12 protein-coding genes are annotated in these 13,434 nt (G+C 46.5%); 5 read left to right on the top strand and 7 right to left on the bottom strand.

Annotated features, from left to right (window positions below; translation table 11 throughout):
- Positions 1–39 precede the first annotated feature (39 nt).
- The 4 genes from C7R92_RS30270 to C7R92_RS30255 all read left to right on the top strand — a co-directional run bounded on the left by C7R92_RS30270 (position 40) and on the right by C7R92_RS30255 (position 3,710).
- Positions 40–609 carry a TetR/AcrR family transcriptional regulator gene (locus tag C7R92_RS30270; protein WP_026042999.1) on the top strand — a complete coding sequence of 190 codons (570 nt, stop codon included), beginning with the start codon at positions 40–42 and terminating at the stop codon, positions 607–609.
- Between the two features lie 44 nt (positions 610–653).
- Entirely contained in the window at positions 654–1,844 is a 1,191-nt protein-coding gene (locus tag C7R92_RS30265) for an HlyD family secretion protein (RefSeq protein WP_106836680.1), read from the top strand.
- The gene (locus tag C7R92_RS30260; RefSeq protein WP_106836679.1) at positions 1,834–3,012 is read left to right on the top strand and encodes an ABC transporter permease; all 1,179 of its coding nucleotides are present in this window, start codon (positions 1,834–1,836) and stop codon (positions 3,010–3,012) included. Before C7R92_RS30265 ends, C7R92_RS30260 begins: the two co-directional genes overlap by 11 nt.
- Before the next feature lie 185 nt (positions 3,013–3,197).
- The gene (locus C7R92_RS30255) at positions 3,198–3,710 is read left to right on the top strand and encodes a DUF3907 family protein (RefSeq protein ID WP_106836678.1); all 513 of its coding nucleotides are present in this window, start codon (positions 3,198–3,200) and stop codon (positions 3,708–3,710) included.
- Positions 3,711–3,801: 91 nt separating this feature from the next.
- On the opposite strand, the gene C7R92_RS30250 is transcribed toward C7R92_RS30255, so the two are convergent.
- The 5 genes from C7R92_RS30250 to C7R92_RS30230 all read right to left on the bottom strand — a co-directional run bounded on the left by C7R92_RS30250 (position 3,802) and on the right by C7R92_RS30230 (position 9,346).
- Positions 3,802–5,202, bottom strand: a complete 1,401-nt coding sequence (locus tag C7R92_RS30250; RefSeq protein WP_106836677.1) for a S8 family peptidase — start codon at positions 5,200–5,202, stop codon at positions 3,802–3,804.
- 85 nt (positions 5,203–5,287) lie between these two features.
- Positions 5,288–6,058: a Cof-type HAD-IIB family hydrolase gene (locus C7R92_RS30245; RefSeq protein WP_106836676.1), complete on the bottom strand. Its 771-nt coding sequence runs from the start codon at positions 6,056–6,058 to the stop codon at positions 5,288–5,290.
- 110 nt (positions 6,059–6,168) lie between these two features.
- Complete coding sequence (locus C7R92_RS30240) at positions 6,169–7,284, bottom strand: ABC transporter ATP-binding protein (protein WP_017247792.1); 1,116 nt, start codon at positions 7,282–7,284, stop codon at positions 6,169–6,171.
- Positions 7,285–7,396: 112 nt separating this feature from the next.
- Positions 7,397–8,404 carry a PucR family transcriptional regulator gene (locus C7R92_RS30235; protein WP_106836675.1) on the bottom strand — a complete coding sequence of 336 codons (1,008 nt, stop codon included), beginning with the start codon at positions 8,402–8,404 and terminating at the stop codon, positions 7,397–7,399.
- Between the two features lie 42 nt (positions 8,405–8,446).
- The gene (locus C7R92_RS30230; protein WP_106836694.1) at positions 8,447–9,346 is read right to left on the bottom strand and encodes a metallophosphoesterase; all 900 of its coding nucleotides are present in this window, start codon (positions 9,344–9,346) and stop codon (positions 8,447–8,449) included.
- Between the two features lie 160 nt (positions 9,347–9,506).
- Between C7R92_RS30230 and acsA the strand changes: the two genes are divergently transcribed.
- A complete protein-coding gene (gene acsA, locus C7R92_RS30225; protein WP_106836693.1) occupies positions 9,507–11,222 on the top strand; it encodes an acetate--CoA ligase in 1,716 nt (571 codons plus the stop codon).
- Positions 11,223–11,272: 50 nt separating this feature from the next.
- Here acsA and C7R92_RS30220 read toward each other — a convergent pair whose 3' ends face one another.
- The gene (locus C7R92_RS30220) at positions 11,273–12,280 is read right to left on the bottom strand and encodes a cation diffusion facilitator family transporter (protein ID WP_106836674.1); all 1,008 of its coding nucleotides are present in this window, start codon (positions 12,278–12,280) and stop codon (positions 11,273–11,275) included.
- A gap of 29 nt (positions 12,281–12,309) precedes the next feature.
- Positions 12,310–13,350 carry a flavin-containing monooxygenase gene (locus tag C7R92_RS30215; RefSeq protein WP_106836673.1) on the bottom strand — a complete coding sequence of 347 codons (1,041 nt, stop codon included), beginning with the start codon at positions 13,348–13,350 and terminating at the stop codon, positions 12,310–12,312.
- Between the last annotated feature and the right edge of the window lie 84 nt (positions 13,351–13,434).

The following is a 13,434-nucleotide window of genomic DNA, read 5'->3' as shown; positions in this document are numbered from 1 at the left end:
TGACCAGTCAGTTCAAAAAATTGAAAGGGGACAGGAGTGATGGCACCATCCAAAAAAGATCAAATTGCAAATGGAGCTTTAACCGCATTTGCCCAATTGGGATATAGCGAAACGACCATGGATGCAATCGCGGAAATGGCGCAGGTGGCAAAAGGAACACTCTATTATCACTTTTCCACAAAGGAAGAGCTGTTTTTGTACGTGATAGAAAAAGGCGTGAAGATGCTGATTTACCATGTAGATAATGTAATGCAAAATGAAGAGCTTTCCTTGGAGGATCGCATTCTGAATGTGCTGGATGAGCATCTTCGCTTCTTTTCCGAGAATCAAGATTTGTGTTTCCTGTTGCTGAGTGCCTTCTCAGGAGATGGACAGCGTGACAGGATGGTTGGCAATCTGTTAGGTGGCTATTTCAGCACAATGGAGTCACACATGCTGGAATTGCAGCAGCAAGGATATATCCGGGCAGATATCGATATTCGTACACTCGCTTCCGCATTGTTCGGCATGGTTGGTTTTACCGTGCTTCGCAAGCAATTTCGCAAAGAGCCAGTGAACAGTGCCGCAGATAAACAGACGCTTCGTTACATGCTTTCAGGAATGTTTTAAACCAAATAACGTCTAGAGAAACGTAAAACAAGAGGAGAAGACAGATGAACAAACGTGCATGGATCGGTATAGGTAGCTTTGTAGTCAGTATTGCAGTACTTGGAACCGTATTGTTTGGTTCAAATGGGAGTAGCATGGCTGGTAAGAACACAACGAAATTAGCAGGTGTAATCGAGGGAACAGAGGTAGATCTCTCTTTTAAAATGGGCGGTTCCATCGAACAGCTCTCCCTAAAAGAAGGAGACGAAGTAAAGGCAGGGCAAGTCGTTGCCACGCTAAACAGCGCGGAGATTCTCGCGAAGAAAGAGCAGGCTGAAGCTGCTTACAAGCTCTCTCTCGTCAAGCTTGATCAGGCGAAAAAAGGAGTATCCGTGACAGATAACTCCAGCAATGCTCAAGTCGACCAAGCAAAAGCAGCAGTCAGCTCGGCGCAAGCGCAGCTTGACGCGAACAAAAATGGAGCGCGTTCAGAAGAAATTACGCAGCTCAAAGCGAAATTACAAGCAGCACAAACTTCGAATCAAATTGCCGCGACGAATTTGGAAAGAATGAAAAAATTAATGGCGGAGGGTGCTGTTCCACAAGTGAAAGTGGAAGAGGCGCAGATGCAAGCAGACAAGGCGCAAGCGGAGTTTAAAGCAGCAGAAGAACAGTTGAAAATGGCTCAAACTGGATCGCGCAAAGAGCAGGTCGATGCCGCACAAGCACAACTGGATCAAGCAAAAGCTGCATACAACCAAGCTGTAGCAGGGAGAGGCCAAGTAGGCTTGAAGGAGCTGGATGTTAAATCCGCAGAAGCGAACGTCATGCAGGCAAAAGGTGCGCTGGCTGAAATGGAAGCCTATGTGAACAACACCAAGCTGTCAGCGCCAGTAGACGGAATTGTAAAAGCAGTTGCCGTTCAAAAGGGAGAGCTGGTTTCGCAAGGTTTCACCGTTTTGACGCTCCAAACGAAATCAGACAACTATGTCAAATTTTATGTGAATGAATACATGCTCGCGAATGTGAAATCAGGCGATCAAGTGAAATTGTTTGTCCCAGCTCTGAACAGAGAAGTAGACGCCAAAGTGGTTACTGTAGCTCCTGCTGCTGACTTTGCCGTAAAAAAAGCGACACAAGAACTCGGTGATCGTGACATTCGTTCCTTCCAAGTGAAGCTGTTGGTGTCCGATCCGGAATTGCGTCCAGGCCTGACAGTTGAGTGGCAACTTGAAGGAGCTGGTAATGGTGAATAGTTTCTCTCACCTGTTCTGGAGCGAATGGAAAAATCTTTTTGCAAACAAAACCATTCGTAATATTCTCTTCCTCGTTCCGTTGATTTATTTAACAATGTTCGGTTTTCTGTACAGTGAGAAAAAAGTGATGGAGATCCCTACTGTGATGGTGGATGCCGATCAAACCGAATTGAGTCGTGAGCTCTATCGCGCCTTTGAGGTCGATCATACATTTCGGATCACGTCCGTTGTAGGAACAGAAGAAGAAGCAATGAAATTGGTTGACAAGGGCGAAGCAAATATCGCCCTGATCATTCCTGCAGGATTAGAAAAGGATGTGAAGGCTGGGAGAGAGGCAGAGGTACTGACTGTTATCGACGGCAGCAACATCATGATTTCGAATACGGCAGTTCGAGCGGCGAATACAGCGATTAAATCTGTTTCAGCAGGAACCACGCTGAAGAAGATGGAAGCAATTGGCGGATGGGGAGAAAAAGGGAAAAACATGTTTACGGGTATCGACTATCGATACAGAGTGCTGTATAACCCGACCTTCAGCTATTTGTCCTTCATGGTATTCGGACTCGCAGGTACAGTGCTACAGCAAGTGCTGTTTCTCGGAATCGTATTGTCGGTTGCCCAACAAAAAGAAGAGGGTACCTGGAAGGATACACTCTCTCGCCATAGCTTCTTCGCGATCACGGCGAGCAAATTGTTGCCGTACTTTCTGGCAGGAACCCTCAACATGTTCCTAGCGTTTACACTGATGTTAAAAGGTTTTGATATCCCTTATTATGGAAGCACGTTCGACCTGATGCTACTTGCTACCATGTTTAACTTGGCGGTATTGTCTATTGGTTATGCCATCTCCTTTGTGTCCAGCAGCCAGCTCCAAGCTACTCAGATCGGGATGATGATTGCAGTACCTTCGTTTATGTTATCTGGCTATACTTGGCCACTCATGTCGATGCCGACTGCAATTGTCGCGATTGCAAAATCTTTGCCGCTGACGTATTTCTTGAATGGTGTCAGAGAGATCTTGGCGAAGGGACATGGTCTGTCAGCTGTCATGAATGACTTTGTCGTTCTCGGCTTCATGACTCTCATCGGGTTGTTCGCAGCTTATCTCATTTATTTGTTGCAGATAAGGAAAATGAAGGGAAAAGTTAGTGAGCAAACGGCGGTTTAAATGGCAATTGAATAGGATAACTTGGCTACGCTAAACCTTTGGCGTAGCCTTATTTTCGCTTATACGATGCTATCTATCATCTTGTGAAGCGGTCTGATTGTATAAAAATAACCCTTGTGTAATAAATAATCTTTCCTTTATACTTATGATAAAAAAGGCAGATTCTTCAACATTAGGGGGACTTTATGTCAGCGACTCATCTAAAGCAATTGTGCGAGGAGACGTACACCAAGTTGAAAAAGGTCAGCATGGAAGTGGAACGTTTTTTGAATCAGGTTACCCTAGCTGGTCTCGTATCCACGTCAGGTGATCCTGAAGAATTTGAAACGTATTACCGTAACTATCTTTCCGACTTGCGCCACCTTTTGGTTTACTGCGAAAATGCATACGAAAGGCTGGGAGTATCCCTCCGGCGTGCACGATTTCATGAGGAGTTTGCCGAGGAAGTATTGTATCAGGTATACCATACCTGTATAAATAACTTCTATTATCCCAAAGGGGAGGTTTACGAAGAAGATGCGCGATTGGCCTATACGGGTCAGGACTGTATCATTTTCCGCAAGCAGGTCACCCCTGAATTGCAGCAGTTGACCTTGTCCCTGTCCAGAGTGTTCGAACAGATGCGTAATGATTTGCAGTATTATGAGACAGACTATATTGCGAAAAAACAAATGCAACAAGAAAAAGCACGAGCTTAAAAGATTCTTGCCTACATATAAAGGGAAAAAAAGGTGGATTCGACCACCTTTTTTATTTTTATCTTTTTGAAAGCCTTTTTGTTCACTGAACTTATTGTCCACCAAAGCGCAGTCGTTGAAAGAATTTATTAAGCAAGCCGCCGATTGTTTTCGGAGGTTGTTCTGTTTTGACTTGCTCGACCGGCTGGGCTTGGCGAAGGGCCTGGTTCACATTGATCATACCGTACCCGTATAACTGATCGTGCCCAGGAGCACCGAGGTCAGTCGAGGATTGTCTAATGAGATTCATCACATCTTTGGAATTCATATTGGGATGAATGGAACGGATAAGCGAAGCGAGTCCAGCGACATGAGGGCACGCCATCGAAGTACCTGATAGCGAGGCATAGTCGCTAGAAATGTACGTGCTCGGAATATCGACCCCAGGAGCAGATACATCCACATAATCACCAAAGTTAGAAAAATCAGCGCGTTCTTTACGATGATCGACAGCGGCAACGGCGAGAACTTCATCATAGGCAGCAGGAAAGCTTGGCTGATCACTCGCATCGTTTCCGGAAGCCGCGACTAACACGACATTTTTATCAAAGGCATAGCGACATGCTTCCTTCAGAGCAGCAGAGGAGGTGTAGTTGCCTACACTCAAGTTGATGACATCCGCTCCGTTATCTGTCGCCCAATAAATGCCTTGTGCGATGTCCACGGCTGATCCCGAACCGTCTGCGCCAATGGCTTTGATCGGCATGAGCTTGCTTTTCCAGGACATCCCGGCTATACCATCTGCGTTGTTCGTTTTCGCGGCAATGACGCCCGAAACGTGAGTTCCATGACCATTATCATCCTCAGGTTTGTTACTGCCATCCAAAACGTTGTAGCCTTTGACTAGCTTATCAGCAAATTCTGGATGCTTCATATCCACACCTGTATCGACGACTGCAACGATGACATCACTGCTGCCTTCGCTAACGTCCCAACTTTGCTCCATGCCAATTAGAGGAAGGTTCCACTGGTATTCTTTGTAATACGTATCGTTTGGTTTCACGTTCGGGAGTAAGAGGTAATTTGGCTCGGCAAATACGGAGTCAGGATGTTCAGCCAGTTTTTTCATGAGCTGCTTGGTAGTCATGCTCTTTGATTTGATAATGAGAAATTTGTCAAAATCACGTTTGATCTTGGCATCTAAAGAAGAAACGAGCTGATCAATTTTTTCTTGCTTGGGGCGTGGTGAAAAGCGCACGACGACTTCATTTTCTACATAATGACTGCGATCACGCTGGTTATGATGAAGCGTTTGAATATGGCTTTTTTTCTCCAGGCCACGACGAATGTCTTTCACCTGTTCAATGTAGTTAATACGAGGAATTCTCGCTTGAACCGATGTCACGCGGGGATGAGGTTCGCGCATTTCTTGTTCTGCATTTTGATTCATCCGATACGGGACAACTACGAGACCGACCAAGGCAACAACGGCAACAAAAGGCCAGACGCGCAAAAAAACTCACTCCCTCCAGTGCTGTTGTCTATAGCGTGCACATGAAGGGAGTGATTATGAAGGAAATAGCTTACAGTTAACGTGTCTAGATTAAACCAAGCTTTGCTAAGCCATGTTGGATGCCACTATCGTTTACGTGGCGCGTAATCATATTGGCGAACGGCTTCAGCTCTTCATGAGCATTACCCATCGCTACGCCCATGCCAACATAGGAGAGCATCTCTTTGTCGTTCAATCCGTCTCCAAAGGCAACAGCATCCGCAGGAGTTAGTCCAAAATGTTTTAAGACGGCTTCAATTCCTTTTGCCTTGGAGCCGTTTGGGGGCAAAATATCCATGCAGTGTTCATGCCAACGAATGTAAGAGACGTCATGGAATTCACCCGTGTATCTCGATTCATCAGCGCCACAGTAAAGAAATGCTTGATAAATCGGCGTTTGCTCCCAATAGCGATGGCGATATGCCGGGGATTCCAGTCGCAACCAATCAAAAGACTCGATGATATGTGGGTGGTCCATGGCATTGGCATAGCAGTGATCTGCGCTCAAAAATACCATGGGATGAGAATGACCCTCAGCCATTTGTTCGAGTTTTGCCAATGTATCTGTAGCAATTGGCGTGTGATGGATGATCGTCCCTTCGCTCTTCACATACGACCCGTTAAAGCCCACGAATGTCTCAATGCCAAGCTGCTCAGCGATTGGCATCAAATGATAAGGAGCTCGGCCGGTTGCAATCGCGACATGGACACCGTTTTGTTTTAATGTTTGTACGGCGTCCACCGTTGTTTGTGGAATGATGTGATCGGTGTTCAGTAAGGTTCCGTCAATGTCAAAAAAGACGATTTGATAAGCCACTTCTTATCCGCTCCTCTCCACGCTACCTCTAGTTGTTCTCTCTATAAAGGTTTTACACAAAAAAAATAGGAAAAGGAATGCCGGATGGGACACTCCTTCTCATATCGCTATTAGAATACAGCTACTTCTGTCTCGCTGTCAAATACATGACATTTGGCAAGATCCATCGCTAATTTTACCTTCATCTTCGGTTTTAGCGCTTCACGAGAATCCACGCGCGCTACCATCTGGGTATCCCCGATATTGTGGAAATAGACGTACAATTCGGAACCCATGTTTTCTACGACTTCAACTTCTGCTTCCAGCGAGCTCTCAAATGGATTTGCTTCCATAAAAGAAGCGTCGCTGTAAATGTCCTCAGGGCGAATACCAAAAATAACCTGCTTGTTTACATAACCTTTTTCCCGTAAAGTCTTTGCTTTATCTTCTGGGAAGCGTACATGAATATTTTGCGCATCAAAATAGAGTGCGCCGTCTTTCTCGGAAAGATTCCCTTTTACAAAGTTCATCGCAGGCGAGCCGATGAAGCTCGCTACAAACAGATTGACTGGATGATTGTAGATTTCAGTCGGCGTTGCCACTTGTTGGATAAGGCCGTCCTTCATGACGACGATCCGGTCTCCCATGGTCATGGCTTCCGTTTGATCATGCGTCACATAAATGATCGTGGTATTCAAGCGTTGATGCAGTTTCAAAATTTCCGTGCGCATTTGTACACGCAGCTTCGCATCGAGGTTGGATAACGGTTCATCCATCAAAAATACTTGCGGTTCCCGTACGATCGCGCGACCCAATGCGACACGCTGTCTTTGTCCCCCTGACAGCGCTTTTGGCTTGCGGTCTAGCAAATGCGAAATATCGAGGATTCGAGCTGCATCTTGAATTCGCTTATCAATATCGGATTTGGAGAATTTGCGCAATTTCAGGCCGAAAGCCATATTCTCGTATACATTCATATGCGGATAGAGTGCATAGCTTTGAAAAACCATGGCGATGTCGCGATCTTTGGGAGCCACATCGTTGACACGGCGATCGCCTATGTATAAATCACCTTCCGAAATCTCTTCCAGACCTGCAATCATGCGCAGCGTGGTAGATTTTCCACAACCAGATGGTCCGACTAGAACGAGGAATTCGCGATCTTGAATTTCCAAGTGAAAATCGTCAACTGCCGTAACGTTGTTTCCATATCGTTTATAAATGTGGGAAAGACTTACCTTTGCCATGAAAAAGGCACCTCCTCGGGTTTGTGAAGAGAGCAAATTCTTTGATGACTGTAAGGATAGGGTACCAATTCACTTGCAAGCTGGATACGGACAGTATATACAAAATGTTTTGTTAATTTTGACGAAAGAGAAGGTAGAGCTGAAGCATGACGGCATCAGGAAACAATCGCGGGTCTAATCCGGTTTGTTCCGTCAGCTTGTCCAATCGATACAACAGTGTATTCCGGTGAAGGAAAAGCTGCCGTGCTGTATCGCTTACATTCAATTGTCTGGCGAACAACGTATCTAATGTTTCCAATTGTTCATCTGTCATGTGCGGAATGGTTATGGCAGCGGCCAGCTCGTTGGCGATAGCGGCTGCTATTTCTTTTGGGAGAGAAGCTGCCCATCGTTCTAACGGATAAGACCAGTCCCCAGCGACCATCATTTGTGGTCGATAGGATTGAAGGGCACGGGCGAGTGATAATTGCCGTAAAAGAGTGTCGCCCAATGCAAGTGGACTCGTGAGTGGCGATCCGACTACAAGGCGAACGGACTCCATCCATTCCATCGAAATGAGATCATGCAGGCCTGATGCCCACTCCAAAAGTTCTGAAGCCATTTTTTGATGATCGAGCATGGAGACAGGGACGATGAGAAGGGCATGTGTTTGCGTCAACGGAATGAAATCAGGTAATCCTTCAAAAAAATCATGCAACAAGGGCTGCAAGGAATCCCATTCTCCCTTGCGATCCGGTCTGCATCGCTCTAATAAAAAGGAGACGCGCGCTTCTTTCCACGGCCATTTTGCTTCCAGTTGAGCAGGGATTGCAACAGGAGAGCCAGAGACAATGCCTAAGAGCCAATTGGATATCTGTTTTGGGAGGGGAAGCGTTGCTGGATCATCCACATGAGGAAAAATCAGATCCAACAACGCTCGGGCTGAAGTATGCCATGATGCCGTTTCGATAAGGATCAATGTCATCACACCGTTACTCGAATGGAGGGCTACTTGCTCCCAGCCATTTTTTAGCCAATCCTGCTGGGCTTGTGCTGTTTCTATCTGTGAGACTTGTACATATTCGATAGGTAAATTTGTCGCTTGTCGGATGTGCTCGACATCTCTCTTCCATTTTTCCACAAGGTGACCCCCATCTCGACACGAAAGTAAGGCTATTATACCTTAGTCGAGGGCGAGCGTGGCAGCTGTTTCTTGTAGAGCAACAGCTGGAGCGGCCATCTCGTTGAATGGAGCATCACTGCCCAATACATGCAACGTAATCTCGGGACGGGAACGCAGACGGATGTTTGCCCCTGTTTGCCCCAGGCCCTCACTGATGTAAAAGGGTCGACCATCCATCTCGTGAAGACCTTTCACGATATTCAGCTTAGGCAGTTTCCCCATCGTTGCGAGATGAAAGGGGCGAGGCCAATGGATCTGTCCTCCGTGAAAATGCCCTGACAACAAATAATCGTAATCATACTCTTTCATGTGCAAAACGATATTAGGATCATGTGTTAAGACGAGCCTTGCTCCTGTCTCGGGTACACCGAAGAAAGACTTGGCCAGGTTGCTATGGCGCGTGCTGAAATCATCCACACCTATAATGTGCAGGGGCTGCCCCTTGTGATAGACAGTTTCATTTTCGTTAATAAGAACACGACAGCCAATACGTTCTAATTCTGATTTCAACTGTGCGAGCTTGAAAGGGGTAAGAACATAGTCGTGATTGCCAAAAACTACAAAAATTCCGAGTGCTGGCTGTAATTGCTGGAGGCATTGCACAAAAGCAACTGCCTTCGGAATGTTTATTTCACGGTCGAGCAAGTCACCAGTAATGGCAATCAGGTCTACCTGTCGCTGCGAAAAGTCAGCGACAATGCGCTGGGGCAGTACAGATAAGTTTTCCATGTGCAAATCAGACAAATGTAAGATGGAAATCGGCTCAAACTCATGCGGTTGTTGAAGGTGCCGGGATTTTTGTAAGGGTATCGCTACTTCTTTTATTTGAACATCAAATGTATTGCGATAGGCTCGAAAAAGCAACAAGGCGATAGCCCCAAGTAACATAAGCCAGAACATCATGGCCAGCCATCTCCTTTGCAGTAGAGTACCGTCATTATACAAGAAAATGTTCGCAATCGAATAAGTAGGTTCTGGTAGGAGGAATTACTCGAAAAGTGTAGAAATATTATGAATGTTGTGTAGTGAGAAAAACGATGTTGAGTGGGAGAGTGAAGACATGAACGTGGAGAAAATTCCAGCAACGGAAGGCCCTTTTAATCTGGAAAATTATGACGAAACATATGCGAGTTTTGATTGGTCAGATGTGGAGAAGCAATTCTCTTGGTATGAGACTGGGAAAGTGAACATGGTGTACGAAGCCATTGATCGACATCTCGCTACTGATCGGAAAGACAAAATCGCTTTGATGTACAGCAATGCGACGAGAGACGAGACTTATACTTTCGCGCAATTAAGCGATTTATCCAATAAATTCGGAAATGTTTTGCGGAATCTGGGCATTGCGAAAGGGGACCGCGTATTCGTCTTTATGCCGCGTTCGCCCGAGCTTTATGTAAGCGTTTTAGGCACGATTAAGGTTGGCGCAATCGTAGGGCCGCTGTTCGAAGCGTTCATGGAAGCGGCTGTGCGTGATCGTTTGGAAAATAGCGAAGCAGTTGCGATTGTTACGACACCTGCACTCTTGCCACGCATTCCAGTAAGCGACCTGCCTGCATTAAAACACGTGATTGTTGTAGGGGCAGAAGAGGAGCTAAAAGAAGGTCACATCAGCTTTGAAAAAGCAATGGAAGAAGCCTCCACCGAGCTGGAAATCGAATGGGTTGATCGTGAGGATGGAATGATCCTACATTACACCTCAGGCTCAACGGGCAAGCCAAAGGGTGTTCTGCATGTTCACAATGCCATGATCCAGCACTACCAAACTGGGAAATGGATTCTCGACTTGCAAGAGGATGATATTTATTGGTGCACAGCAGACCCAGGCTGGGTAACGGGTACTTCTTACGGCATTTTTTCACCTTGGTTGAATGGAGCAACGATTGTCGTACGTGGCGGACGTTTTACTCCCGAAGACTGGTATAAAGTCATTGAGAAAAACAAAGTATCCATTTGGTTCAGTGCTCCGACTACGTTCCGCATGTTCATGGGGGCAGGGGATGAACTCGTCAAGCAATTTGACTTATCCAGTCTGCGTCACGTCCTGAGCGTTGGCGAACCACTCAATCCCGAAGTCGTTCACTGGGGTATGCGCGTGTTCAATCAACGCATTCACGACAACTGGTGGATGACGGAAACGGGTGCTCAGCTGATTTCTAACTATCGCTGTATGGCGATCAAGCCTGGATCGATGGGTAAGCCGTTCCCAGGTATTTATGCAGCGATTATTGACGACCGTGGAAATGAGCTGCCACCGAATCGAATGGGGAATCTGGCTATCCGTACAGGTTGGCCATCCATGATGAGACAAATCTGGAACAACCCAGCGAAGTACGAAGAATACTTCAGCATCCCAGGCTGGTACGTGTCCGGGGATTCTGCATACAAGGATGAAGAAGGTTACTTCTGGTTCCAAGGCCGTATTGATGATGTGATCAATACTTCCGGTGAGCGAGTCGGTCCGTTTGAAGTAGAGAGCAAGCTCGTGGAGCATCCAGCAGTAGCGGAAGCGGGCGTCATTGGCAAACCAGATCCGGTACGTGGTGAAATTATCAAAGCGTTCATCTCGCTGCGAGCTGGCTATGAGCCAAGTGAAGCGTTGATGGATGAAATTCGCAAGTTTGTGAAAGAAGGACTGGCTGCACATGCTGCTCCTCGTGAAATTGAATTCCGTGACAAGTTGCCAAAAACGCGTTCCGGAAAAATCATGCGCCGCGTCTTGAAAGCGTGGGAATTAGGTCTACCGACTGGTGACCTGTCTACCATGGAAGACTAATCACAAGAAAAACCCATCTCTCGAAAATGTCGGGAGATGGGTTTCTTTTGTTAGGAATGGCTATGTTGTTTATGATCATGCGCATGGTCGTGATCATGGTCGTGGTCATGGTTATGATCGTGGGAATCGGCTGTTGCCTGGCAATGTAAGTCACCGTGTGTAGTAGACGAGTTCTCAATCTGGATTGTCGCGTGTGTAATGCCGAATTCTTTTTCCATTAGGGCAAGCGCGTCATTTAACACAGGGTAGCTAGGCAAATCGTCCTCGACAACCAGATGGCATGTCAGGGAATCAAATCCGGAAGTAACCGTCCAAATATGGAGGTCATGCACTTTAATAACTCCAGGCAGCTGACTGAGTCGCTCTTCTACTTTTGTCGTATCCAGCCGTGAAGGAGCGCCTTCCAGCAAAATATTGACGGATTCTTTCGTTACGCGCCATGCACTCAGCATGATCAGGACAGCCACGACGATACTGATGATCGGGTCGGCAATGTACCAGCCAAAAGCCCACATCAGAATACCACCAACGATTGCACCGACAGAACCGAGAAGATCGCCGAGAACATGGAGATAGGCACTCCGGACATTGACGTTGTTCTTAGTGTCGCCACGCATGAGTACAAGGGCTGCCGCAATATTTGCCAAAAGACCTACGCTGGCGATGATGATCATGGAGCCGCTGGCAACCTCAGGCGGATTCCACATGCGTTGGAACCCTTCCCAGAAAATGAACAAGGAAATCAGTACAAGTGTCACTCCATTGGTTAGTGCTGTCAAGATTTCAAAGCGTTTCATCCCGAAGGTTCTCTTGGCAGAAGGTGGTCGTGCAGCGAAATGAACAGCGATCAAGCTCAACAGAAGCGCTAATGCATCGCTTAACATATGCCCAGCATCAGAGAGCAACGCCAAACTATTGGTGAGGAAGCCCCCGATGGTTTCTACAACCAAAAATACAGCAATGATGAGGAAAGAAATGAAAAGAGCTCGTTTACTGGCTCCTTTTCCGTGGTGATGGTGATCGTGAGCATCTCCATGATCGTGATGATGAAAGCCCATGATTGTGTCCTCCTTATCAAACGAATGACTTATAGATGCTCTGCTAAATAAAGCGCGTCATTCCCGACACCGCCCATAAGCGCCGATCCTCTTGTATGCTGCCAAGGCAGCCCGAGAAAGGATAGACCCGGAACTTTTGTTATCCCTCGTTGATGAATTGGTCGGCCATGGGAATCGAGCGCGTTTGGAACATTTAGCCAATCGTAGTTCGGTCGAAAACCAGTAGCCCACAATATGTTGTTGACCGTTGCTTGTGTTCCATCTGCAAAAGTAGCGGTATTTCCGTTCATCTGTAAGGCTCGGGGAACCAATCGCAATGCTCCGGTTCTGGACAATTCGCGGACTTGCTTTTTGTAACCGAATATCGGATCGGGTGAGCTGCGCATTTTCTTGCCGAGCCAGGTGGAGTGGTGAGCATCGAGTAACCCCAGTATCTTCATGTAATCAAATATAGGTTTTCCAAAAATGAAGATTGGCAAGTAAGAGCGTGATTCTCCCTGTGAAAAAATAACGGGTCGATGGGCGGCGAGCTCTACCGCAATCTGTGCTCCTGAGTTGCCGCTGCCAACGACGAGGACCGTGCCGTCGATGAGCTGGCTCTCATTCTTGTACTGCGAAGTGTGCAGTTGATTAACGGTGTGGTTCAAGCTGTTCGCAATAGCTGGGATAAACGGAGTATGAAATGGTCCAGTCGCGATAACGACTTGTTTAGCGTAGAGCAAACTGTCTTGTGTCCGTATCTGAAAGCTGAAATCAACCTTGCTGAGCTCCATAACAGTTGTACCCAGCATGACAGGCAATTCGAAATGTTTGGCGTACAATTCCAAGTATTCCGCCGCTTCATCCTTGTTCGGGAGTGTATTCGGCTCTCCCGGAAACGCAAGACCAGGGAGTTGATTATGTTTACGTGGTGTAAAAAGCACCAGTGAATCGTAGCGCTGTCGCCAACTATCACCAATCCGTGTATGTTGCTCCAAGATGACAAAACGGCGATTTTTACGCTTGAGTGCATATCCGAGAGCAAGTCCTGCCTGCCCCCCTCCAATGACGATTACGTCAAACTCTTTCATGTTTGATGCCTTCTTTCCAGTAAGAATTAACTAAATCATACCATATTCATTATTATATTCAAGTAATTATTTGAATGTTATTTT

Source organism: Brevibacillus porteri (assembly GCF_003013475.1).
Classification (GTDB): domain Bacteria; phylum Bacillota; class Bacilli; order Brevibacillales; family Brevibacillaceae; genus Brevibacillus; species Brevibacillus porteri.
Note: the sequence above shows the minus strand (reverse complement) of the source record. Positions and strands in the feature narration are given on the sequence as shown.

What these genes read in the sequence shown, in the direction of transcription:
- C7R92_RS30270 (WP_026042999.1), top strand. Translation starts at nt 40, where the DNA reads ATGGCACCATCCAAAAAAGATCAAATTGCAAATGGAGCTTTAACCGCA.
- C7R92_RS30265 (WP_106836680.1), top strand. Translation starts at nt 654, where the DNA reads ATGAACAAACGTGCATGGATCGGTATAGGTAGCTTTGTAGTCAGTATT.
- C7R92_RS30260 (WP_106836679.1), top strand. Translation starts at nt 1,834, where the DNA reads ATGGTGAATAGTTTCTCTCACCTGTTCTGGAGCGAATGGAAAAATCTT.
- C7R92_RS30255 (WP_106836678.1), top strand. Translation starts at nt 3,198, where the DNA reads ATGTCAGCGACTCATCTAAAGCAATTGTGCGAGGAGACGTACACCAAG.
- C7R92_RS30240 (WP_017247792.1), bottom strand. Translation starts at nt 7,284, where the DNA reads ATGGCAAAGGTAAGTCTTTCCCACATTTATAAACGATATGGAAACAAC.
- C7R92_RS30230 (WP_106836694.1), bottom strand. Translation starts at nt 9,346, where the DNA reads ATGTTCTGGCTTATGTTACTTGGGGCTATCGCCTTGTTGCTTTTTCGA.
- acsA (WP_106836693.1), top strand. Translation starts at nt 9,507, where the DNA reads ATGAACGTGGAGAAAATTCCAGCAACGGAAGGCCCTTTTAATCTGGAA.
- C7R92_RS30220 (WP_106836674.1), bottom strand. Translation starts at nt 12,280, where the DNA reads ATGGGCTTTCATCATCACGATCATGGAGATGCTCACGATCACCATCAC.
- C7R92_RS30215 (WP_106836673.1), bottom strand. Translation starts at nt 13,350, where the DNA reads ATGAAAGAGTTTGACGTAATCGTCATTGGAGGGGGGCAGGCAGGACTT.